At 71.5% G+C, this 22,255-nt stretch carries 21 protein-coding genes; 7 read left to right on the plus strand and 14 right to left on the minus strand.

The window, feature by feature from the left end; translation table 11 throughout:
• Positions 1 to 42: 42 nt before the first annotated feature.
• Genes KUM44_RS36405 through KUM44_RS36415 form a run of 3 tightly spaced genes read left to right on the plus strand, consistent with a single transcriptional unit; the run spans position 43 to position 2,162 of the window.
• Entirely contained in the window at positions 43 to 963 is a 921-nt protein-coding gene (locus tag KUM44_RS36405) for an ABC transporter ATP-binding protein (protein WP_217214033.1), read from the plus strand.
• Between the two features lie 3 nt (positions 964 to 966).
• Positions 967 to 1,692, plus strand: coding sequence for an ABC transporter permease (locus KUM44_RS36410; RefSeq protein ID WP_217214034.1), 726 nt, complete (start codon positions 967 to 969; stop codon positions 1,690 to 1,692).
• Between the two features lie 41 nt (positions 1,693 to 1,733).
• Positions 1,734 to 2,162 carry a hypothetical protein gene (locus tag KUM44_RS36415; protein WP_217214035.1) on the plus strand — a complete coding sequence of 143 codons (429 nt, stop codon included), beginning with the start codon at positions 1,734 to 1,736 and terminating at the stop codon, positions 2,160 to 2,162.
• Positions 2,163 to 2,266: 104 nt separating this feature from the next.
• On the opposite strand, the gene mug is transcribed toward KUM44_RS36415, so the two are convergent.
• Both mug and purB read right to left on the minus strand, forming a co-directional pair.
• Positions 2,267 to 2,812: a G/U mismatch-specific DNA glycosylase gene (mug, locus tag KUM44_RS36420; RefSeq protein ID WP_217214036.1), complete on the minus strand. Its 546-nt coding sequence runs from the start codon at positions 2,810 to 2,812 to the stop codon at positions 2,267 to 2,269.
• 13 nt (positions 2,813 to 2,825) lie between these two features.
• Positions 2,826 to 4,268 (minus strand): adenylosuccinate lyase, encoded by a 1,443-nt coding sequence (gene purB, locus KUM44_RS36425; protein WP_217214037.1) that lies wholly within the window; start codon positions 4,266 to 4,268, stop codon positions 2,826 to 2,828.
• Between the two features lie 481 nt (positions 4,269 to 4,749).
• Between purB and KUM44_RS36430 the strand changes: the two genes are divergently transcribed.
• Positions 4,750 to 5,544, plus strand: a complete 795-nt coding sequence (locus KUM44_RS36430; RefSeq protein WP_217214038.1) for a hypothetical protein — start codon at positions 4,750 to 4,752, stop codon at positions 5,542 to 5,544.
• Between the two features lie 63 nt (positions 5,545 to 5,607).
• Here the strand turns inward: KUM44_RS36430 and KUM44_RS36435 are convergent, their stop codons facing one another.
• The 7 genes from KUM44_RS36435 to KUM44_RS36465 all read right to left on the minus strand — a co-directional run bounded on the left by KUM44_RS36435 (position 5,608) and on the right by KUM44_RS36465 (position 13,925).
• Positions 5,608 to 6,390, minus strand: a complete 783-nt coding sequence (locus KUM44_RS36435) for an SGNH/GDSL hydrolase family protein (protein ID WP_217214039.1) — start codon at positions 6,388 to 6,390, stop codon at positions 5,608 to 5,610.
• A 49-nt stretch (positions 6,391 to 6,439) separates the two neighbouring features.
• Positions 6,440 to 7,453, minus strand: a complete 1,014-nt coding sequence (locus KUM44_RS36440; protein WP_217214040.1) for a hemolysin family protein — start codon at positions 7,451 to 7,453, stop codon at positions 6,440 to 6,442.
• Positions 7,450 to 8,844, minus strand: a complete 1,395-nt coding sequence (locus KUM44_RS36445) for a hemolysin family protein (protein WP_217214041.1) — start codon at positions 8,842 to 8,844, stop codon at positions 7,450 to 7,452. Before KUM44_RS36445 ends, KUM44_RS36440 begins: the two co-directional genes overlap by 4 nt.
• 166 nt (positions 8,845 to 9,010) lie before the next feature.
• On the minus strand, positions 9,011 to 9,436 hold the full coding sequence (locus KUM44_RS36450) for a GNAT family N-acetyltransferase (protein ID WP_217214042.1): 426 nt from the start codon (positions 9,434 to 9,436) through the stop codon (positions 9,011 to 9,013).
• 56 nt (positions 9,437 to 9,492) lie between these two features.
• Complete coding sequence (locus KUM44_RS36455; protein ID WP_254390645.1) at positions 9,493 to 10,404, minus strand: LLM class F420-dependent oxidoreductase; 912 nt, start codon at positions 10,402 to 10,404, stop codon at positions 9,493 to 9,495.
• Positions 10,405 to 10,498: 94 nt separating this feature from the next.
• Positions 10,499 to 13,084, minus strand: a complete 2,586-nt coding sequence (locus KUM44_RS36460) for an ABC transporter permease (protein ID WP_217214044.1) — start codon at positions 13,082 to 13,084, stop codon at positions 10,499 to 10,501.
• A gap of 4 nt (positions 13,085 to 13,088) precedes the next feature.
• Positions 13,089 to 13,925, minus strand: a complete 837-nt coding sequence (locus KUM44_RS36465) for an ABC transporter ATP-binding protein (protein WP_217214045.1) — start codon at positions 13,923 to 13,925, stop codon at positions 13,089 to 13,091.
• A gap of 193 nt (positions 13,926 to 14,118) precedes the next feature.
• Between KUM44_RS36465 and KUM44_RS36470 the strand changes: the two genes are divergently transcribed.
• Positions 14,119 to 14,346, plus strand: coding sequence for a hypothetical protein (locus tag KUM44_RS36470; RefSeq protein ID WP_030053911.1), 228 nt, complete (start codon positions 14,119 to 14,121; stop codon positions 14,344 to 14,346).
• Between the two features lie 4 nt (positions 14,347 to 14,350).
• The gene (locus tag KUM44_RS36475; protein WP_217214046.1) at positions 14,351 to 14,725 is read left to right on the plus strand and encodes a fic family toxin-antitoxin system, toxin component; all 375 of its coding nucleotides are present in this window, start codon (positions 14,351 to 14,353) and stop codon (positions 14,723 to 14,725) included.
• 15 nt (positions 14,726 to 14,740) lie between these two features.
• On the opposite strand, the gene KUM44_RS36480 is transcribed toward KUM44_RS36475, so the two are convergent.
• A complete protein-coding gene (locus tag KUM44_RS36480; protein ID WP_217214047.1) occupies positions 14,741 to 15,433 on the minus strand; it encodes a class I SAM-dependent methyltransferase in 693 nt (230 codons plus the stop codon).
• 125 nt (positions 15,434 to 15,558) lie between these two features.
• A complete protein-coding gene (locus tag KUM44_RS36485) occupies positions 15,559 to 16,245 on the minus strand; it encodes a triacylglycerol lipase (protein ID WP_217214048.1) in 687 nt (228 codons plus the stop codon).
• 109 nt (positions 16,246 to 16,354) lie between these two features.
• Here KUM44_RS36485 and KUM44_RS36490 point away from each other — a divergent pair, with 109 nt between their 5' ends.
• Complete coding sequence (locus tag KUM44_RS36490) at positions 16,355 to 18,595, plus strand: helix-turn-helix transcriptional regulator (RefSeq protein WP_217214049.1); 2,241 nt, start codon at positions 16,355 to 16,357, stop codon at positions 18,593 to 18,595.
• 308 nt (positions 18,596 to 18,903) lie between these two features.
• Here KUM44_RS36490 and bioD read toward each other — a convergent pair whose 3' ends face one another.
• Genes bioD through bioB form a run of 3 tightly spaced genes read right to left on the minus strand, consistent with a single transcriptional unit; the run spans position 18,904 to position 22,139 of the window.
• A complete protein-coding gene (gene bioD, locus KUM44_RS36495; RefSeq protein WP_217214050.1) occupies positions 18,904 to 19,620 on the minus strand; it encodes a dethiobiotin synthase in 717 nt (238 codons plus the stop codon).
• A gap of 1 nt (position 19,621) precedes the next feature.
• Complete coding sequence (locus KUM44_RS36500) at positions 19,622 to 20,920, minus strand: adenosylmethionine--8-amino-7-oxononanoate transaminase (RefSeq protein WP_217214051.1); 1,299 nt, start codon at positions 20,918 to 20,920, stop codon at positions 19,622 to 19,624.
• Entirely contained in the window at positions 20,913 to 22,139 is a 1,227-nt protein-coding gene (bioB, locus tag KUM44_RS36505) for a biotin synthase BioB (protein ID WP_217214052.1), read from the minus strand. The genes KUM44_RS36500 and bioB overlap by 8 nt, the downstream gene beginning before the upstream one ends.
• Between the last annotated feature and the right edge of the window lie 116 nt (positions 22,140 to 22,255).

Consider the following 22,255-nt stretch of genomic DNA (forward strand, 5'->3'; position numbering starts at 1 on the left):
CGGGGGAGGCCCCCACCCGCCCCCGACGGCCAGGCTGCTGCCATGACAAGCATCGAAGTCCAAGCCCTCACCAAGGAGTACGGCACCGGACGAGCCGTGGACGACCTCACCTTCACCGTCCTCCCCGGCCGGGTCACCGGCTTCCTCGGCCCCAACGGCGCCGGAAAGTCCACCAGCATGCGGCTCGTGCTCGGCCTCGACCGGCCGACGTCCGGAACCGTCACGATCGGGGGCCGCGCCTACGAGAACCTGCGCGAACCCCTGCGCCATGTGGGCGCGTTGCTGGACGCCCAGGCCGCGCACGGCTCCCGCACCGCCCGTGACCACCTGCGCGTCCTCGCCGTGAGCAACCGCATCGCCGTCCGCCGGGTGGACGAGGTGCTGGAGGAGACCGGGCTCGCCTCGGTCGCGCGCCGCAGGGTGAAGACGTACTCCCTGGGCATGCGCCAGCGGCTCGGCATCGCGGCAGCCCTCCTCGGCGACCCCGAGGTGGTCATGCTCGACGAGCCGTCCAACGGCCTCGATCCCGAGGGCATCATCTGGATCCGCGCCTTGCTGCGCCGTCTCGCGGGGGAGGGGCGCACGGTCCTGGTGTCCAGCCATCTCATGAACGAGACCGCGTCCTTCGCCGACCACTTGGTGGTCCTCGGCCGGGGGCGCCTGCTGGCCGACACCCCGATGCGCGAGTTCATCCACGCACGCGTGGAGCCCCGCGTCCGCGTCCGCACCACGGATGCCACCGCGCTCAAGACGGCCCTCGACCGACACGGTCACGACGCCGTCGAGCACGAGGACGGGCACTGGACCGTGCGCCACGCGCGCGTGGACGACGTCGGCCGCATCGCCTCGCAGGCCGGTGTCCCCCTCCTCGAACTCGCTGCGGAGGAAGCCACGTTGGAGCAGGCCTACCTCGACCTGACAGCGACCGAGGCCGAGTTCACCGCACAGCCCCAGGAGGCCTGAACCATGGGATTCGCACCCGCGCTCCACTCGGAGTGGCTCAAGATCCGCACGCTCCGCTCGCTGCCGGGAGCGCTGCTCGCACTGTTCGCCGCGACCACGGCGTTCTCCGCGCTGGCGGGCACCGACGGCAGTTCCGACCCCGAGTCCGATCCGCTGTTCACCGCGCTGTCCGGTGTCCTGCCCGGGCAGATCGCGGCCATCTCGTTCGGCGCGATGGCCGTGTCGTCGGAGTACCACGGGGGTGCGCTCCGGCTGACGCTCGCCGCGGTGCCGCGGCGCGGACGGTGGTTCGCCGCCAAGGTGACGGCCATCGCCGTGCCGGCACTGCTCGTCGGCCTCGTCACCGCCGGTACGGCGTACGTCGTGGCACGGGCGGGGCTGGGTTCGGCGGCGGACGGGGTCACGACGGGCGAGCAGGTGCGCGGCGTCCTGGGCTGCGGGATCTACCTCATGCTCATGGCCCTGTTCGCGGCGGGCCTGACCGCCGTGCTCCGCAGCGGAGTGGCCACGCTCTCTCTCCTGATCCCGTTCATCCTCGTGGTGTCCTTCGTCATCGGCGACGCCGCGGGCACCGTGGCCGACTTCCTGCCCGACAAGGCCGGACAGATCGTCCTGCACGAGACGTACGACGGCACCCTCGGACCGTGGTCCGGCCTGGCGGTGACCGCGCTGTGGACGGCGGCCGCGCTGCTGGCGGGGGCGTGGAGCGTGCGGCGGCGGGACGCCTGACGACACGCCAATTGTCAGTGGGGCCGGGTTTACTGGAACGCATGAACATCGCACGGCACATCGCCCTCATCGACGAGTTGTGCTTCCGCCCGTTCGCGGCGGAGCACACCTCGTCGAACGGCGACAGGAGCGGCCCCGGGTACCACATCGTGGTGTTAGAGAGCAGTCACGGCGACTGTGGGACCCGTGCGGAGACCGTGGAGCAGTACGAGAAGTACCGCGACGCCCTGGACGATCAGTTCGCGGACCGCTGGAGAGAGACGGCCCCCTACAACCTCCAGACCGTCTCGCTGCGTACCGCGCTGGAGGAGATACCCGAGCCCTGGGCCTCGCTCAGCGCACGCGCCCGCGTGGCGTGCGTCTGGGAAGCGGAGGGGACGGGCCGTTGGGTCGCGGTCGTCGTCGCCGACCAGGACGAGGCCGACGACGTGCAGCTGCTCGGCGTGGTCACGGAGATCGACCCGGCGTGACCCTTCAGACCCCGGCGTGACCCTTCAGACCCCGGCGTGACCCTTCAGACCCCGGCGTGACCCTTCAGACCCCGGCGTGATCCGCCGGGCCCCGGCGCGATCCGTCAGCCCTGGGCTGCCGTCCGCAACCGCCCGAACTCCTCCGCCATCGACGCCGCCGTCCAGTGCGCGTTCAGCCCGCTCGGATTCGGCAGCACCCACACGCGCGTGTCCCCGATCGTCCGCTCCTGCGGGCCCACCTGAGCCTTGCGGTCGTCGAACGCGGCCCGGTACGCGGTGACGCCGACCACGGCCAGCCAACGCGGCCGCAGCCGCTCCACCTTCGTCGCCAGCAGCCGCCCGCCCTCGCGATACTCCTCCGCGCTCAGCTCGTCGGCCCGTGCGGTCGCCCGTGCCACGACGTTCGTGATGCCCAGGCCGTAGGACAGCAACTCCTGCTGTTCCGACGGTTTCATGAGTCTCGGTGTGAAGCCGGACAGGTGCAGGACCGGCCAGAATCGGTTGCCGGGGCGGGCGAAGTGATGGCCGGTCGCGGCCGTCATCAGACCGGGGTTGATGCCGCAGAACAGCACATGGAGGCCGTCCGCGATTACGTCCGGTACCAGACGGTCGCGGGCGGCCTCCAACTGCTCGGCGGTGAAGCGCGCCATGCCGAGCGGCGCGCTAGAGGATGGCCCCGGGCGTGTAACCGGCGGCCTCCGGGCGCTGCTTCACGATCTCCTCGATGCGGCCGACGACGACGCCGACCTGTTCGGCAGCGGCGCCGGTGAAGGACAGCTTGTCGGCCATCAGCGCGTCCAGCGCGGCGCGGTCGAGCGGGATGCGCGCGTCGGCGGCCAGCTTGTCGAGCAGCTCGTTGCGCTCGGCGCCCTGCTCGCGCATCGCCAGCGCGGAGGCGACGGCGTTCTCCTTGATCGCCTCGTGCGCGACCTCACGGCCGACGCCCGCGCGCACCGCGCCCATCAGCACCTTGGTGGTGGCGAGGAACGGCAGGTAACGGTCCAGCTCACGGGCCACGACCGCCGGGAACGCGCCGAACTCGTCCAGCACCGTCAGGAACGTCTCCAGCAGCCCGTCCAGCGCGAAGAACGCGTCCGGCAGCGCGACCCGGCGCACCACCGAGCAGGACACGTCGCCCTCGTTCCACTGGTCGCCCGCGAGCTCGCCCGTCATCGAGGCGTAGCCGCGCAGGATCACCATGAGGCCGTTGACGCGCTCGCAGGAGCGGGTGTTCATCTTGTGCGGCATCGCGGAGGAGCCGACCTGGCCCGGCTTGAAGCCCTCGGTCACCAGCTCGTGCCCGGCCATCAGCCGGATCGTCTTCGCCAGCGACGACGGCGCCGCCGCCAGCTGCACCAGCGCGGTGACGACCTCGTAGTCGAGGGAGCGCGGGTAGACCTGGCCGACGGAGGTGAACGCCTGTGAGAAGCCCAGATGGCCGGCGATCCGGTTCTCCAGGTCCGCCAGCTTCGACGCGTCCCCGCCGAGCAGGTCGAGCATGTCCTGCGCGGTGCCGACCGGGCCCTTGATGCCGCGCAGCGGGTAGCGGCCGAGGAGTTCCTCGACCCGGCCGTAGGCGACGAGCAGCTCGTCGGCGGCCGTCGCGAACCGCTTGCCCAGCGTCGTGGCCTGGGCGGCGACGTTGTGGGAGCGGCCGGCCATGACCAGCTCGCCGTACTCACCGGCCAGCTTTCCGAGGCGCGCCAGCACGGCCACCGTACGGTCGCGCATCAGCTCCAGCGAGAGGCGGATCTGGAGCTGCTCGACGTTCTCCGTGAGGTCCCGGGACGTCATGCCCTTGTGCACGTGCTCATGCCCGGCGAGGTCGTTGAACTCCTCGATGCGCGCCTTCACGTCGTGCCGCGTGACCTTCTCGCGCTCGGCGATGGAGGCCAGGTCGACGGTGTGCAGGACACGCTCGTAGTCGGCGAGCGCCTCGTCCGGCACCTCGATGCCGAGGTCCTTCTGGGCCCGCAGCACGGCGAGCCAGAGCTGCCGCTCCAGCTTCACCTTCTGCTCGGGGGACCAGAGCGTGGCGAGCTCGGTGGAGGCGTAACGTCCGGCGAGGACGTTCGGGATGCGGGGCTTGGCGGGCGCAGAAGTCACGTGTACGGAGTTTACCCGTCACCCGGCGGGCCCCGGTCGGCTGTCCAGCGCGGAGCGTCCCAGGTCAGAGCTGCTCCACATGCAGTCCGTCCGCCGGACTGCGAGACCGCTTGCAGGACGGACGGGCGGTCTCGACGGGATTTGGTCCCGTGGGCGCCGATCTCGGCGGGCGATCGGGTGAATTCCCTGGCTGTCATCGCGTCCTCGCTTCCTGGGACCTCCCTTTCTCGTTCATAGTCTGCACGTCGTGGCGATGGTGAACGTGCGGCATCACGGCTCCTGCGACGACCTCGCTAATCCCGGCAATCGACGACATCGCGTCCATGACCGACCGTCGGCTTTCCCCCTTCCGCCCGAGAGAGAGAAAACGAGAATGCGACAGGCCCTGACCAGGGGATTGATTGTGGCCGCCGCCACGACGAGCGCCCTTTCTCTGTACGGCACATGCGCGTCCTCGGCCCCACGCGTGCAGGGGACCGTGGTGAACTCCGCCGCTGCACTGTCAGGCCGTACGGATCCATGGGGCTCGGACGGGCTGGACGAGTTCGACGACAAACTCGCCAACATGCACGACAAATTCGGCAGGATGCACGAGAGAATCGGCGAGATGCAGGACAAATTCGGTGAGCTGAACGAAAAGTTCAGCCACATGGGTGCGTCGCAGCCGGCTTCTGACAACAGCACCCCCGGATATGGCAACTCCGGCTACGGAGCGGAAGAGCCGAGCAGCCAAGGTTATGGCACCGAGAAGCCGAGCGACCACGGCTATGGCGCGGAGAAGCCGAGCGAGCAGGGTTACGGCGCCGACAAGCCGAGCGATCACGGTTACGGCGCCGAGGAGCCGAAGGAGCACGGTTACGGCGCCGAGGAGCCGAAGGACCACGGTTACGGCGCGGAGAAGTCGAGTGGATACGGCCACGACGACAAGAAGTCGACCGGCTACGGGTACGGCTACGGCGACGACGAGCCGAAGGACCACGGCTACGGCGACGAGAAGCCGGGCGGTTACGGCTACGGCGAGGAGGAGCCGAGCGGCTACGGCGCCGAGGAGCCGGAGGAGGACGGCTACGGGTACGGCTATGGCGAGGACTCGCCCGGCGAGCCCACCCCGCCGCCCCACGAGCACAAGCCGACGCCTCCGGGGAAGGAGCACCCCCACATGCCCGAGACCGGCGTCGGGATCGAGAGCGTCGTCGGGGGCATCGCCGCAAGTGGGGCGCTGCTGATCGCCGGAACCGTCCTGTACCGGCGAAGCCGGGCCGCGTCGCGTCAGTAGGAAGCCGCAGGGTGCCGGGTGGACAGCCCGGCACCTTCGTGCTGTCCCCACCCCTGGCCGGGTCTACGCCGCCGGGCCCTCGTACGGCAGCAGCTCCGGCCGCTTGGCCGGCAGCCCGTCGCCGGAGGACCGACCGGTCAGCCGCCGCCCGATCCACGGCAGCAGGTACTGCCGGGCGAACCGGGCGTCCGCGACCCGCCGTGCGACCCACCCAGGCGGCAGCGTGGCCGGTATCGGCGTACGCCACTCGGTGTCCTCGGGGTCGTAGCCGAGCGTCTGCCACACCGCCTCCGCGACCCGGCGGTGCCCCTCGGCCGTCAGATGCAGCCGGTCCACGTCCCACAGGCGGGGGTCGCCGAGCGACGGCGCCCCGTACAGGTCGACGACGATCGCGCCGTGCCGCCCGGCCAGCTCGTCGACGCAGGCGAACAGCTCCTCCATACGTGGCCGGAACCGATCGAGGACCGGTCCCTGCCGTCCCGGGCTGCGCATCAGCACCAGCTGCCGGCACGACGGGGCCAGCTTCTCCACGGCCTCCTCCAGAAGGCCGCGCACCCGTCCCATGTCGCACTTGGGCCGCAGGGTGTCGTTGAGCCCGCCGACCAGAGTGATCACGTCGGCGCCCATCGCGGCCGCCACGTCGACCTGCTCCTCGACGATCTGCCCGATCAGCTTCCCGCGCACCGCGAGGTTGGCGTAGCGGAAGCCGGGTGTACGGGCGGCCATCCGCCCGGCGAGGAGGTCGGCCCAGCCCCGGTAGGAACCGTCCGGGAGCAGGTCCGACATGCCCTCGGTGAAGGAGTCGCCGACCGCGACCAGGCTGCTGTAAGTGGGATTCGTCTGCATGGCGACAGAAATGGTAGCCCGAGGACCATACCCATCAGTCGGTCGGCCCTCAGGCCCGCTGCCCGAACAGCTCCCGCAGCACGTCCTCCATGGTCACCAGCCCCGCCAGCCGGCCGTCGCCGCCCAGTGCGGCCGCCAGGTGTGTGCGGCTGCCGCGCATGGCCGTGAGGACGTCGTCGAGCGGGGTGCTCTCCCGGACGCGGGCGATGGGACGCATGTCCCGCACCTGGAAGGGCACGTCCCGTGCGGGGGCGTCCAGGGCGTCCTTCACATGCAGATAGCCGACGATCCGGCGGCCCTCGTCCACGACCGGGAAGCGGGAGAAGCCCGACTCGGCCGACAGCGCCTCCAGCTGCTCCGGCGTGACGCCCACGCGCGCGTAGACGACGCGCTCCAGCGGGAGGACCACGTCGCGCACCGGCCGGCGGCCCAGCTCCAGGGCGTCGTGCAGCCGCTCGCGTGCGCGCTCGTCGATGAGGCCGGCCTCGCCGGAGTCGCGCACCAGCCGGGCCAGCTCGGCGTCCGAGAAGGTCGCCGTGACCTCGTCCTTGGTCTCGACGCGCAGCAGTTTCAGCAGCGTGTTGGCGAAGGCGTTGATCGTGAAGATGACCGGCCGCAGCGCCCGGGACAGCGTGACCAGCGGCGGACCGAGCACCAGCGCGCTGCGCACCGGCTCGGCCAGCGCGATGTTCTTCGGCACCATCTCGCCGAGCAGCATGTGCAGATAGGTGGCCAGCGTCAGCGCGATCACGAAGGAGACCACGTGCCCGGCGCCCTCCGGCACGCCCACCGCGTGGAACACCGGCTCCAGCAGATGCTCGATCGCGGGCTCCGCGACGACACCGAGGACCAGCGTGCACAGCGTGATGCCGAGCTGCGCGGCCGCCATCAGCGCGGACACGTGCTGGAGACCCCACAGCACGCTCTTGGCGCGCCTGTCGCCCTGGTCGGCGTACGGCTCGATCTGTGAGCGCCGCACCGAGATCAGCGCGAACTCGGCGCCGACGAAGAAGGCGTTGACGACCAGCGTCAGGAAACCGATGAACAGCTGTACGGCGGTCATCGCCCGCCCTCCTTCTCGTTCCTCTCGTACTTCTCGTGCTTCTCGTGCTTGTCGTACTTGTCGTGCTTCTCGTTCTGCGTCGCGTCGTCGAACGGTGCGTGCAGCAGCACTCGGGCGGCCCGGCGGCCCGCGGCGTCCACCACGTCGAGCCGCCAGCCGGCCACCTCGACGCAGTCACCGACAGCGGGAATACGGCCCAGCTCCGTCGCGACGAGGCCGGCCAGCGTCTCGTACGGCCCCTCCGGTGCCCTCAGGCCCACGCGCGCGAGCTGGTCCACCCGCGCCGATCCGTCCGCCGAGTACAGCTCCCGGCCCTCCGCGTCACTGCCCGCGTGGGCGAGGTCGGGCGTCTCATGCGGGTCGTGCTCGTCCCGCACCTCGCCGACGACCTCCTCGACGATGTCCTCCAGCGTCGCCACGCCCGCCGTACCGCCGTACTCGTCTATGACCACGGCCATGGTGCGCTTGCCGGACAGCCGGTCGAGGAGCCGGTCGACGGTGAGCGTCTCGGGGACGAGCAGCGGCTCGCGCATCAGCTCGGCGACGGAGACCCGGGGCCGGCGTTCGGCGGGCACCGCCAGGATGTCCTTGATGTGCGCGGTGCCCACGACCGAGTCGAGGCTGCCGCGGTACACGGGGAACCGGGACAGCCCGGTCGCCCGCGTCACGTTCGCCACGTCCTCGCAGGTCGCCTGCGCCTCCAGGGCGATGACCTGGACGCGCGGGGTCATGACGTTCTCCGCGGTCAGGTCGGCCAGGTTCAGGGTCCGTACGAAGAGCTCGGCGGTGTCCGCCTCGAGGGCACCCTCGCGGGCCGAGTGCCGGGCGAGGGCGGCCAGCTCCTGGGGGCCGCGTGCGGCGGCCAGCTCCTCGGTGGGCTCCACGCCGAAGCGGCGCACGACGCGGTTCGCCGTGTTGTTGAGGTGCGTGATGAAGGGGCGGAAGATCGCGCTGAACCAGCGCTGCGCGTTGCCGACCGTCTTCGCCACGGCCAGGGGCGAGGAGATCGCCCAGTTCTTCGGCACCAGTTCGCCGACGACCATCAGCACGACCGTCGACAGCGCCGTACCGATGACGAGCGCGATCGAGCCGGACGCCGAGCTGGAGACGCCGAGCGACTCCAGCGGGCCCGCGATCAGTTTGGCGATGGACGGTTCGGAGAGCATGCCGACGACCAGGTTGGTGACCGTGATGCCGAGCTGCGCGCCGGAGAGCTGGAAGGTCAGGTTCCGTACGGCCTTCAGGGCGCCGGAAGCGCCCCGCTCGCCGCGCTCGACGGCCCGCTCCAGCTCGCTGCGCTCGACCGTGGTCAGCGAGAACTCGGCCGCGACGAAGGCACCGCAGGCGAGCGACAGCAGGATCGCCACCAGCAGGAGGATCACTTCGGTCATCGGGTCACCTCCGTCCCATGGTCGGACAGGGTGGGGAGGATCGCGCGATGTCGGGTACTGGGAGGCTCGTCCATGGGCGGACGCTCACACCTTTCATGGGAGGACCGAAGCGGTCCCCAATAGTAAAGGGTGGGCAAAGTGCCTCGTCCCGGCCGTCATGCCCGGCTCAGTCGGTCAGATGCTTCACCCACCGGCGCCACTTGTCTTCGGGCGCGTACCCGGCCGCGCGCCAGGCATGGTGCGCGGTCTCGTTGCGCTGGAGCACCATCGCGTCGCCACGGCGCCCGCCGAGTCGTACGAACCTCTCCTCGGCGGCGGAGAGCAGGGCCGAGCCGATACCCCGCCGCCGGCGCTCCGGATGCACCGCGAGCCGGTACAGATGGCAGCGCCAGCCGTCGAAACCCGCGATCACCGTGCCGACCAGTTCCCCCTCCAGCTCCGCAAGGATCAGCGCTTCGGGGTCGCGGGCGACCAACCGCTCCACGCCGTCCCGGTCGTCGCTGATGCTCGTGCCCTCGGCGGCCGTCTTCCAGAAGGCCAGCGCGGCGTCGAGGTCGTCGGCCGTAGCGGCCCGTATCCGCAGATCAGTCATGCCGTGATCACATCACGGGGGACCGGACGGCACCCGGAATTCCAGCATCCGGACGGCTACTTGCCGCGCAGCCGCGCCATCACCGGCGCGAACGCCTCCATGCTGGGTTCGAGGACGGTCAGATAGGTGAACCCGTACCGCTCGCGCTGCGCCAGTACCTGCGCGGCCATCTCCTCCACGGTGCCGATGAGACCGATGGGCAGCTCCAGGACCTGGTCCGGAGTGAGGTACGGGACCCGTTCCATCAGGGACTGTACGGCGGCCTCGCGGTCGTCGGTGTCGAGCACGAACTGGATCAGCAGGTTCAGCTCCGCCGGCTCCGGCTCCGGGTTCTCGCGGCCCGCAGCCGCAGCCAGCTCCCGGTACAGCGCGACCCGCTCCTCCAGCTCCCCGGCGAGCATGACCTCCAGCTGTCCCGTTGAGCTGCCCCGCACCGAGCGCGCGCCGGTGAAGGCCGCGATGTCGGCGTGCTCGGCGGTCAGGCGCAGCACGCGGTCGCCGTTGCCGCCGACGAGCAGCGGCACCCGGGGCTTCTGCACCTGCTGCGGCATGGGGGTCCCCCCGCTCGAGCGGATTCGGGAGTGAGGGAGGTCCTCGGAGGCGAGCAGCCGGTACAGCTCCTCGATCGTGTGCCGCAGATGGTCCACGCGCTCACCCGGGGGCAGCCATGGCAGACCCGCCGTGTCGTGCTCGGCCTTCACATAGCCGGTGCCGAGGCCGAGTTCGAGCCGTCCGCCCGTGAGGGCGTCGGTGGTCGCGACCTCGCGGGCGAGCAACGCCGGGTTCCAGAAACCGGCGTTGAGCACGAACGTGCCCAGCCTTGGACGCTGTGTCGCCTCGGCCGCCGCGACCAGGGCCGGGAACGGCGCGGGCATGCCGAGATGGTCGGGGACCAGGATCACGTCGTAGCCGAGTTCCTCGGCCCGCCGGCACTTGGCCCGCCACTCGTCGGCAGGGGCGGAGGTCATCAGGTTGACGCCGAAGCGGAACGGACGCGGGCTCACCGGTTGCGACACGAACTCTCCTCACTTTCAAGGGACTTGAGTACCTGTCGCGATTCCATCACTCGTGCGCGATGGCCGCCAGTACATTCATGCGCGATGCACGCAACGCGGGCAGCAGCGCCGCCACGACACCCACCACCGCCGAGCCGATCACCACCGCCACGATCGTGCCCCAGGGGATCGCCAGCGCCGTCATGCCCTGCAACGCCAGTACCTGCTGGGTGCACACACCCCACACCAGACCCAGCGCGAGTCCCAGGACCGCGCCGAACACGGCGATCACCACCGACTCCAGCCGGATCATCCGGCGCAGCTGCCGCCGGGCCAGCCCGATGGCCCTGAGCAGACCGATCTCCCGGGTGCGCTCGACGACCGACAGGGCCAGGGTGTTCACCACCCCGAGCACCGCGATGATGATCGCGAGGCCGAGCAGCGCGTAGACGAGGTAGAGCAGCACGGCGATCTGGTTGTGCACGAGTTCCTTGTAGTCGGCGATGTCCCGGACCTGCACCTGCGGATACGGGTCGAGCGTCTTCTCCAGGCCGGCCCGCAGGTCGTCCGCGCTCGTGCCGGAGGCGGCGTTGACGTACACGGCCGCGTCCTGCCCGCCCGGCGCGTACTTCTCCAGCGTGCCCAGGCCGAAGTAGATCCCGCCCTGGCTGCCGAACCCGTCGGCTGACTCCTGGTCGGTGAGGGCGCCCACCGCCAGCTCGGCCCGCCGGCCGCCCTGGAACTCGACGGGGACGGTGCTGCCGACGCTTGCGCCGTGGTCCTCGGCGAAGTCCTTGTCCATGGCGAGGCGCCCGTCCGCGAGCGCTGCCGCGCTGTCGCCCTGCGCGTAGGTGATGTTGGCGACCTCGTCGAGCTCGGGTTCGTAGGCCGCGGCGGTCGTCTTCACGCGCTCGCCGTCCGGGAGGTGCACGGCGATCGTCGTGAACTGCGAGCGCACCACCAGCCCCACGCCCTCGGTGTCGCGGATCCGGTCGGTGATCTCTCGGGGGAAGGGGACGAAGTTGCTGTTCTGTACGACGAAGTCGGCGCCCAGCGTCTTGTCGATCTGCTCGTCGAACGACTTGGTCATCGAGGCGCTGGCCACCGACATCCCGCCGACCAGCGCGAGCCCCACCATCAGGGCGGCGGCCGTCGCTCCGGTGCGGCGCGGATTGCGCAGGGCGTTGCGCTGGCTCATCCGGCCGACCGAGCCGAACAGCGCGGGGAAGGCCCCGCCGAGGACCCGGATCACGGGCCGTACGAGGAGCGGTCCCGCGATCACGGTCGCGACGAGGGTCAGGATGACGCCGAGGCCCAGCAGGGACGCCGACGTCGATGTCCTCGACGCCATGGCACAGCCCACGAGCGCAGCCGCACCGGCCGCCCCCACCACCGAGCCGACGACCGCGCGCAGCCGCAGCGGCCGTCCGATGTCGGCGATCTCGGCGTCCGACAGAGCCGCCATCGGCGAGACGCCCGCCGCACGCCGGGCCGGGAGGTACGCCGCGACGAAGGTGACGCCCAGGCCGACCACGTACGCGGTCACCGGCGTCCCCCAGCCGATGACCATCTCGGTCGCCCTGATGTTCATGCCCAACAGACCCATCAGCTCGATGAGTCCGACGGCCAGCCCGATGCCGGCCGCGAGGCCTGCCGTCGAGCCGACCAGGCCGAGCAGCAGCGCCTCGGTGAGGACCGAGCGCCGCACCTGACGCCGGTCCGCGCCGAGCGCCCGCAACAGGCCCAGCTCGCGGGTGCGCTGGGCGATCAGCATCGAGAAGGTGTTGACGATCAGGAAGACACCGACGAGTACGGCGATCCCGGCGAAGCCGAGCATCACATATTTGATGATGTCGAGGAATCCGCCGAGCTGTTCGACGTCCGACTCGGCCTGCTCGTCGGCGGTGCGCAGCTCGTACCTGCCGGTGTCGGCGCCCGCGTCGGGGCCGAGGGCATCGCCCACGCGCCGCTTGAGCTCCGCGTCGCTGACGCCCTCGGCAGCGTCGAGTGAGATGGAGGTGGCCGCCTTCGGGTCGCCCAGCAGCTTCGTCTGCGCCGCCTCGGTGTCGAAGAAGACAAGCGCGGCACCGGGGTTGGTGGTCGTGAAGGTGACGATGCCGACGACCTCGACCGGGAAGGAGCCCTCCTGCCCGATGACCGTGAGCCGGTCGCCGATCCGTACGTCCTTGCCGTCGGCGGTGTCCGCGTCGATCAGCACCTGCCCGTCGCCCTTCGGGGCGTGCCCGGAGGTGAGCTCCACGGGGCTGCGCTCGGTCGGGTTCCAGGCGGTGCCGATCGTCGGGGCGCCCGTGGTCGGGCCCACCGACTCCCGGTCCTCGTCGGCGACGGTGAGTCCCTGCACGTCCACTTCAGCGCGTGCCGCCGCGACCCCGTCGACCCGGGCCAGGCGGTCGGCGAGCGAGGCCGGCAGCATCAGTGTCTGTCCCGAGGGCACGGTCTCGTCGAGGGTCTCCTTCGGCGTGACGGTGACGTCGGCCGCGGTCGAGGCGAAGAGCCGGTCGAAGGTGCGGCTGACGGTGTCCGAGAAGATCAGACTGCCCGCGACGAACGCCACGGACAGGATCACCGCCAGCGCGGAGAGCAGCAACCGCCCTTTGTGGGCGAGGAAGCTGCGAAGCGTCGCCTTGAGCACGGGGTCAGCGCTCCTCGGATGCCGTGGGCCCGCCGTCGTCGAGCCGGTCGCGGACCGCGTCCTGGCCGCGGATCACATCGAATCGCTTCATACGCTCCAGTACGGCCTCCGCGGTCGGCCGCTCCATCTCGTCGACGATCCGCCCGTCGCCCAGGAACAGCACCAGGTCGGAGTGGGCGGCGGCGCCCGGGTCATGGGTGACCATGACGACGGTCTGCCCCAGCTGGTCGACGGCCTCCCGCAGGAACCCGAGCACCTCCAGCCCGGCCCGCGAGTCCAGATTGCCGGTGGGTTCGTCCGCGAAGATCAGCTCCGGCCTGGAGGCGAGCGCACGGGCGCAGGCGACGCGCTGCTGCTGCCCGCCGGACAGCTGGGACGGCCGGTGCCCCAGCCGGTCCCGCAGCCCCAGCGTGTCGATGACCTGGTCCAGCCACTTCTCGTCAGGCTTCTTGCCCGCGATGTCCATGGGCAGCGTGATGTTCTCGGCCGCGTTCAGGGTCGGGATGAGGTTGAACGACTGGAACATGAACCCGATCCGGTCCCGCCGCAGCCGGGTCAGCTCGCGCTCCTTCAGCCCGGTGATCTCGGTGCCGCCGAGCCATACCTGCCCCGCCGAGACGTTGTCGAGCCCCGCCAGACAATGCATCAGCGTGGACTTCCCGGAACCCGACGGCCCCATGACCGCCGTGAAGCGGCCACGCGCGATGTCCACGTCCACGGAGTCGAGGGCGAGCACCGTCGTCTCTCCCGAGCCGTACGCCTTGGTGAGGCCGCGGGCGCGGGCCGCGATCCCGTCTGCCGACGCGGGGTCCGGGGCGTACTGGGCAGCTGCTGTGGACAAGACCGCCTCCTCAGGGACGGAACGACTCACCGTCACCGCCGAGCGTAATGTGATCCACCACACACTCGGTATCCGCCCAAGGTCCCGGTCGGTCTCCACCCCAGGTCGGGCCCCTGATATCGATGTAAGGGGCACGCTCCGCCTCCGGGGTGACTCCTTGCCGCTGCTAGCACCCGAGCGCTAGCTTTGAGGTATGGCGAAGACCCAGCTGAACGTGAGAGTGGACGAGGGCACGGCCCGCGCGGCACGCGAACGTGCCCTGGCTCGCGGTATGAGCGTCAACCGCTACATCGAGGAGCTGGTCAGAAAGGACACCGGAGAGGTCGGGCACACTTTCGTGGACGCCGCCGCCGACTTCATGAAGCAGTACGAGTCCGTCTTCGCCGAGGAGTTCGGCGCGGAGCACGAAGGTCGTCGCTGATCCGTTGAGCAATCTGAACATCGACCTTGCCTGGCTGCTCATGCTCGCCGAGAAGAGGACCCCGGGGGACCCCCAGGTCACCGACTGGGGAGCCCTCGTCGCCGCCGTCGCCCGCCACCGGGCGGAGATATTCGACATCCCCGTCTACGACAGTCCGCAGGCCCGCGCCGCAGCCCTGCTCCAACTCCTCATCCACGTCCCGGCCCTGGAGCGCTCCAACGCGCTGTTCGCCTCCGCGGTGGCCTACGCCTACCTGGTCGCCAGCGGCCTCAAGGTCGTCACCTCACCCGAGCAGGTGCGCGACCTGGCACGCCTGGTCAAGAGCGGTGAGGCCTCGGTCGAGGACATCGCCCGCGAACTGCGCCAGTGGAGTCTGTGAAACGAAAGTCCGTGATCAGCCGGACCGCTCCTCCGTCGGCCGCCACGCCGTGCCCAGCACGCAGTACGACGAGGGGAGCACCGGCCCGTTCTCCGGCATCATCACCTGCCGGCACGGGCCCAGTTGGAACCCCGCCTCGCGCAGCGCCGCGACCGGATCGCGGGAGACATGGCAGCCGCCGCTCACCAGCGGCCACACCGTCCGGTCCAGCGCGCGCTGGGTGAGGAGCATCGCGCGTCCGCCGCCCCGGCCGTGCTCGAAGAACCGCACCGCACCGCCGGGCCGCAGCACCCGCCGCACCTCACCGAGCGCCCGCGGCACGTCCCGCACACTGCACAGCACCAGCGAGAGCACCACCGCGTCGAACGCCTCGCTCTTGACCGGCAGCGCCTCCGCCGCGCCCGGGACGACGTCCACCGGAACCTCGGCGCGCAGCGCGGACTCCACCGCCAACTTCCGTAGCAGGGGCTCCGGTTCGATGGCGACGACCTCCGAGACCGCACTCGGATAGTGGGCGAAGTTCAGACCGTTGCCGGCGCCGATCTCGATCACCCGGCCCGACAGCCCGGCCAGCAGCCGGTCACGGATGTCGCCCATGCCCATCCGCGTCTCCGCGTTGACGCTGATCCGGGCGTAGAAACGGGCGAACAGCGGGTGGTGCACGGAACCCCGTGACACCTTGCCGGAGCCGGCGGACCGTACGGCCATGGGGACCTCCCGGGTGGGACGGGGCTCACCCTGATTGTCCCCCGTACGGGGCCGACGCACCCCCCGCCGCCGCGGTGGCCGTCTTTCCTGGTCGTTCCGTCCCTTTCCGGTCAGGTCGGGGCAGGTCAGCCGATGAAGTCCCGGACCTGCTCGTACACGCCGTGATCATTGTTCATGTCGGTGTGCGAGACGCAGCCGACCTCGACGTTCGTGGCGCCGCTCAGGATCGCGGTGGTGTCAGGGGTGAGCGCGTCGTCGCAGTTCGACCAGTAGCTGGCGTACGACACGCCGCCCGGGGTCTCGTCCCCGGAGTTCAGGGCGGACAGGAACGAGCTGCCGGTGTTCATCTCCGCGCAGGAGGTGTACAGCCACGCACACCAGGAGGCGGTGGACGTGCCATGGTTCACGCCGGCCGTGGAGACGAAGTCGTCGACGTACGACGTCCCGCCCAGGTTCTTGAGGTAGTAGCGGGCGCTGAGCGTGCCCATGGAGTGGACGACCAGGTCGACCTTCGAGGCGCCGGTCCGGGCGAGCACGTTTCTGATCTCGGTCGCGAGCTGCTGGGCGGTGGTGGCGTTCGACCGGGCCCAGTCGTACGACCAGGCGTCCAGCTCGGCGGAGGTGTATCCGTCGGCCTCGAAGTAGCCGGCCCAGTCGTCCCAGCTGCTCGCCGAGCTGCTCAGGCCGTGCACGAAGACGACGGGGTCGTGGGCCGCGGCGTGCGCGGGTGTGGGGGAGAGGGTGAGTGACAGAAGGAGCGATGAGGCCAGGGCCGTGAGGGCCGTGGCCATGCGACGCGTGCGGCGCTGCATGATGCCTCCTGAAACGTGTGGGGTTGTCAGGAGTGTCGAGCCGGGTCTACGCGCGCCGCATCGGCGAAATCGCCGGTCTTTACGGTTCAATTAACCCGCCAGTAACGTCATGTGTGTGGTGACTCCGGTGAACCCCCCGCCTCTTGACCGCACTTCGCCACCGCAGCTCACGGAAGCGTGGCGACAACTGGCCGCCACGCTCCCCGAAGCCGTCCGCGTCCGGGTGCTCCGTGCGGTGTACGGCGACCCGCGCGCCGCCGTCGAGCTGGTCCCGCTCCTGACCGGCCGTCAGGCGACGGGCCTCGACCCGCTCCCGACGGAACCCGCCCGACTGGCCCCACTGCTGCTGCGCGAACGCCGGGCGGAGATCAGGGCGTTGCCGGACGACACGCGCCTGTTGCTGCTGCTCGCGGCGGCCGATCAGTATCCGGTCGCCACGGACGCCTTCCTGCGCGCCGTCATGGCCGCCCGCCTCGACACCCGCTCCCTGGACGCCGCAGAGGCGGCCGGGATCGCGCACGCGGGCGCGGGCGGGGTCGTGTTCCGCGACGCGTGGACCCGCATCGCGGCCTACGAGACCGGCTCCCCGGCCGACCGCCGCGACGTCCACCGCCTGCTGGCCCGTGTGCTGGGCGGCGCGGGGGAGACACCGTGGCGTTCCTGGCACCGGGGCGCGGGGGCGCCCGGGCCCAGCGCCCGGCTGGCGGCGGAACTCGGCGCCGCCGCGCACAAGGCGGCCACCGCGGGGCGGCTCCCCCTGGCCCGGCCCCTGGCGGAGCGCGCCGCCGTACTCTGCCCCGAGCCGCCCGAGCGGGCCCGCCTGGTCGCCCGCGCCGCCGCTTACGCCTGGCAGTCGGGCGACGGCGACCGAGCCCGCCGGCTGGCCGCCGCGGGCACCGACGACGCTCTGACGGGGGTGCTCGCCCTCCGGGCGGGGAACGCGTCGGAGGCGTTCGACGCGTTGCTGACGGGAGTGGTGCGGGTGGGGGTCGTTGCGCGGGGCGTGGCCTCGCGGACGGTGGACGCCGGCACCGAACACCTCCTCGGTACCGAACACCTCCTCGCCCGCGCCACCGAGGCCGCCATCTACACCGGAGACGTACGCCGCCTGCGTGAGGCCGCGCGGGTCGCCGACCGGCTCGGGGCCGTGCCGCCCGGCACGCTCGGCGGGCTGGTCGCCGCGTTCGACGGGCGCTACGAGGACGCGCGGGACCTGCTGAGGGCAGCGGCCGGGCAGTGCGGGCCGGGCGGTGATCCGACCGTCCTGGTCCACGCCGCAATCGCCGCCCTGCTCCTCGGCGACCACACCCGCGCCGCCACCGCGACCGTCCGTGCCGCTGCCTCCGCGCGGGCACGGGGCACCCCGGTGGCCGTGGCGCAGGCGATGGAGTTCCGGGCGTACGCCGACTTCTGGACGGGACGCCCGCGGGCCGGCGAGGCCGCCGCGGTGGACGGGCTCTGGCAGGCCCACGCCACCGGTCAGGACAACGGCGCCTGTCATCTTCAGGCCGCCCTCGCGATGTTCGCGGCGCTGACCGGTGACGCGGACCTCTGCCGTGAACGCGCCGCGACCGCACGGTCGTACGCCCTTGCCCACGGCCTTGGTCTGCCCGCGGCGCTCGCCCAGTGGGCGCTCGCCTTCCTCGACCTGGGCAGTGGCCGCTTCGCCGCCGCGGCGGCCCGGCTGCGTGCCCTCGCCGGATTCGGCCCCGGACACGGCCACCGGGCCATCCGCCACCTGGCCACCCCGCACTACGTCGAGGCGGCCGTCCGCACCGGTGACACCCGGGTCGCCCGCGTCGCGCACGCCGACTACGACCGTTGGGCGAGCACCGTGCGCAGTCCCGACGACCTCGCCCTCAGCGCCCGCTGCCATGCCCTGCTCGCCCCCGGCGCGGAAGCCGTGGACCACTACCGCACCGCCCTCGGCCTGCACTCCCACGGCACCCGTGACTTCGAACGCGCCCGCACGGAGCTGTTGTTCGGCAGTGCCCTGCGTCGGCTGCGCCGCCGTACGGAGGCACGCGACCGGCTGCACAGCGCCCTGGAGGCGTTCGAATCCTTCGGCGCCCCGCACTGCGCGGACCAGGCCCGGACCGAGCTCCGCGCCCTCGGTACCCCGGCGCGCAGCGGCTCCGACACCCCGACCGCCCATCGCCTCACGGCCCAGCAACTCCTGGTCGCCCGGATGGCCGCCGAGGGCGCCACCAACCGCGAGATCGCCGCCCGCCTGGCCCTCAGTCCCCGCACCATCGACCACCACCTGCGCGGCGTGTTCACCCGCCTCGGGATCCGCTCCCGCATCGAACTGGTACGGATCGTCGCCGAGACCGACGCCGTCGAGACCTAGGCCCTGTCGTTTGGATCACCCCGACCCGAGCGGGGCCTGGTGCGTGCATCTGCGGCGTTGTCGTCGGTTGCCAACGCTCCGCGTTGGCGCCCTCCTCCGCCTTGCAGCTGCACGCACCAGGCCCCGCTCGGGTCGGCTGAAAGGAGCCGCGCCTCACAGCCGGGCTGATCCAAACGACAGGGCCTAGGCGAAGTCGCGGGCGAACCCGGCAAGGCTCCGCGGGCAGGCCCAGATCTCACGCGTCATCCGACCTTCGAACCAGTTGTCCGGCTCGTCGTCTTCCGGCACGTCGTCGCACGGATACCTCGTCAGGGCGTTTCCCGCCCCCGGAACCCGTCCGCGTCCCACGTCCCGAACAACCGTGGCGCCAGCCAACCCGGCGCCCCGGCGCGGAAGTCGGCGGGCGCCAGCGCTCCCGCACCCGCCGGCACCGCGCCCAGCAGCGGCGCCGCCGCCACGTCCGGCAGGTCCGCGACATTGCAACGCGACGCCAGATCCGGTGCCTCGGGCCAGCTGCCGATCACGACGCCGAGCAAGTCCAGCCGTCGACGGCGCAGTTCGCGTGCCGTCAGCTCCGTCGTGTTCAGTGTGCCCAGGCCCGCCGACGCCACCACCAGGACCGGCGCCGCCATCAGCTCGGCCGCGTCGGCCAGGGTGCCGCCCGCGTCGTCGAAGCGGACCAGCAGCCCGCCCGCCCCCTCCACCAGCACCAGCTCGTGCTCGGTGGCCAGCTTGGCGGCGGCCTCGGCGATCTCGTGCGGCCGCACCGGGGCGAGACCGGCCCGTCGCGCGGCCGTCGCCGGGGCCAACGGCTCGGGGTAGCGGGCGACTTCCGCGGTCGTCACGGCGCCGGCGAGGCGTGCGACCTCCTGCGCGTCCCCGCGCTCGTCCGGCCGTACGCCCGTCTGCGCCGCCTTCAGGACCGCCACCGACCGGCCCGCCGTCACCGCCGCCGCCGCGACAGCGGCGGTCGTGACCGTCTTGCCGACCTCCGTGCCCGTGCCCGTGATCACCAGTACCGGCATGTCAGCCCTCTCGCGCAGCCGCGCACACCGCGCGGGCGATCCGTGCGACGTCCGCGTCGCCCGTGACGTACGGCGGCATCGTGTAGACGAGGTCGCGGAACGGGCGCAGCCACACGCCCTCGCGCACGGCCGCTGCCGTCGCCGCCCGCATGTCCACGGCGTGGTCCAACTGGACGACCCCGATCGCGCCCAGGACCCGTACGTCCTTCACGCCCGGAATGTCCAGAGCCGAGGCCAGTCCCTCCCGCAGCCCCGCCTCGATCCGCTTGACCTCGGCCACCCAGTCCTGGCCGAGCAGCAGCTCGATCGAGGCGCAGGCGACGGCGGCCGCCAGCGGATTGCCCATGAAGGTCGGGCCGTGCGCCAGCACCGGCACCTCGCCCCGCGAGATCCCCTCGGCCACGCGCGAGGTGCACAGCGTGGCCGCCATCGTCATGTATCCGCCGGTCAGCGCCTTGCCCACACACATCACATCCGGCGTCACCGCCGCATGCTCCGCCGCGAACAGCGCGCCCGTACGCCCGAACCCGGTCGCGATCTCGTCGAGGACGAGCAGCACGTCGTGCGCGTCGCACGCCTCGCGCAGCACCCGCAGATACGCGGGGGAGTGGAACCGCATGCCGCCCGCGCCCTGCACGACCGGTTCGACGATCACCGCCGCCAGTTCGTCGGCGTGCCGCTCGATCAGCGACCGCAGCCGGTCGGCGTACGCCTCGTCGTACTCCACCGGTGGCGGGTCAGCGAACACCTGGCGCTGGAGGACGCCGGTCCACAGCTCGTGCATCCCGCCCTCGGGGTCGCACACCGACATCGGCTGCCAGGTGTCGCCGTGGTAGCCGCCGCGCCAGGTCAGCAGCCGCTGCTTGCCGGGGCGGCCCAGCGAACGCCAGTACTGAAGGCACATCTTGACCGCGACCTCGACCGACACCGACCCGGAGTCCGCGAGGAACACATGCTCCAGACCATCGGGCGACATGTCGACAAGGAGCTTCGCCAGCCGTACGGCGGGCTCGTGCGTGAGCCCGCCGAACATGACGTGGCTCATGCGCGCCAGCTGCTCGTGCGCCGCCTCGTTGAGCACCGGGTGGTTGTAGCCGTGGATCGCCGACCACCAGGACGACATGCCGTCGACCAGCTCACCCGAGCCGTCCGCCAAGGTGAGACGCACCCCGCTCGCCGACTCCACGACAAGCGGTTCGACACGGCCCGGCATGGGGCTGTACGGATGCCAGACGTGCCGCCGGTCGAGCTCCAGCAGCTCGGGCACGGTCAGCTCGGGTCCGGTGCGCGGGTCAGGCATTGGGCGCGAGGTCCGTACCGGCGCCCCGGCGGCGTACGGCGACCAGGTCGGTGCGCGGCTCGGTGACGACCGGCGCCGCAGCCGCCGCGGCCGTACCGCACACACCGGCCCCCTCGTGAGATCCGCACCCGGCGCCGTCGTGCCCACCGCACCCGGCACCCTCCTGGGACCCGCAGCCCGCGCTCACGTGCGAGCCGCACCCGCTCCCGGCCGCCGCCCGGTGCTCCGGCAGCGTCACCTGGTCGGCGCCCTCCACCTCGAACCCGGCGTCCGCGATCATCTCCAGGTCGGCCTTGCCGGCCTGGCCCTCGGTGGTCAGGTAGTCGCCGAGGAAGATCGAGTTGGCCAGGTGCAGGGCGAGGGGCTGCATCGTCCGCAGGTGGACCTCGCGGCCACCCGCGATGCGGACCTCGACGTCCGGGCAGACGAAGCGGACCATCGCCAGGATGCGCAGGCAGCGCTGCGGGGTGAGGTTCCACTCCTTGGCCAGCGGGGTGCCCTCGACCGGGATCAGGAAGTTGACCGGCACCGAGTCCGGGTCCAGGTCGCGCAGCGAGTACACGACGTCGACCAGGTCCTCGTCGCTCTCGCCCATGCCCGCGATCAGGCCGGAGCAGGCGGACAGACCGGCCGCGTGTGCCTTGTTCACGGTGTCGACGCGGTCGGCGTAGGTGTGGGTGCTGGTGATCTCGCCGTAGGTGGCCTCGGAGGTGTTGAGGTTGTGGTTGTAGGCGTCGGCGCCGGCCTCGCGCAGCCGCTCCGCCTGGCCGTCGGAGAGCAGGCCGAGGCAGGCGCACACCTCGACGCCCTCGTTCTGCTCCTTGATCGCCTTGATGGTGCCCGCGACCCGGTCGACGTCACGGTCGGTCGGGCCGCGCCCGGACGCCACCAGACAGACCCGCTTGGCGCCACCCGCCAAACCGGCGGCCGCGGCCTGGGAGGCCTCGTCGGGCTTGAGCCAGGTGTACTTCAGGATGCCGGTGGTCGAGCCGAGGCGCTGGGAACAGTAGGAGCAGTCCTCGGGGCACAGCCCGGACTTCAGGTTGACGAGGTAGTTGAGTTTCACCCGTCGGCCGAACCAGTGCCGGCGCACCTTCCCGGCCGCGGCCACCACATCCAGCAGGTCGTCGTCGGAAGTGGCGAGGACGGCCAAGGCTTCCTCGCGGGTCGGCAGCTCGCGCCGAAGCCCCTTGTCCACCAGCGTGTTCAGCAGGTCCATGGGAGCTGATCCTTACGCACGGAGGGCCTCCGAGCCAAGGAGACTTCGGACAACCCTGTCACTTCGATGTGTGGGTATTGCCACACCGTGGGCCGTCGACCCTGCGACTAGTGTCT

It is taken from the genome of Streptomyces sp. AC550_RSS872 (assembly GCF_019049285.1).
GTDB lineage: Bacteria > Actinomycetota > Actinomycetes > Streptomycetales > Streptomycetaceae > Streptomyces.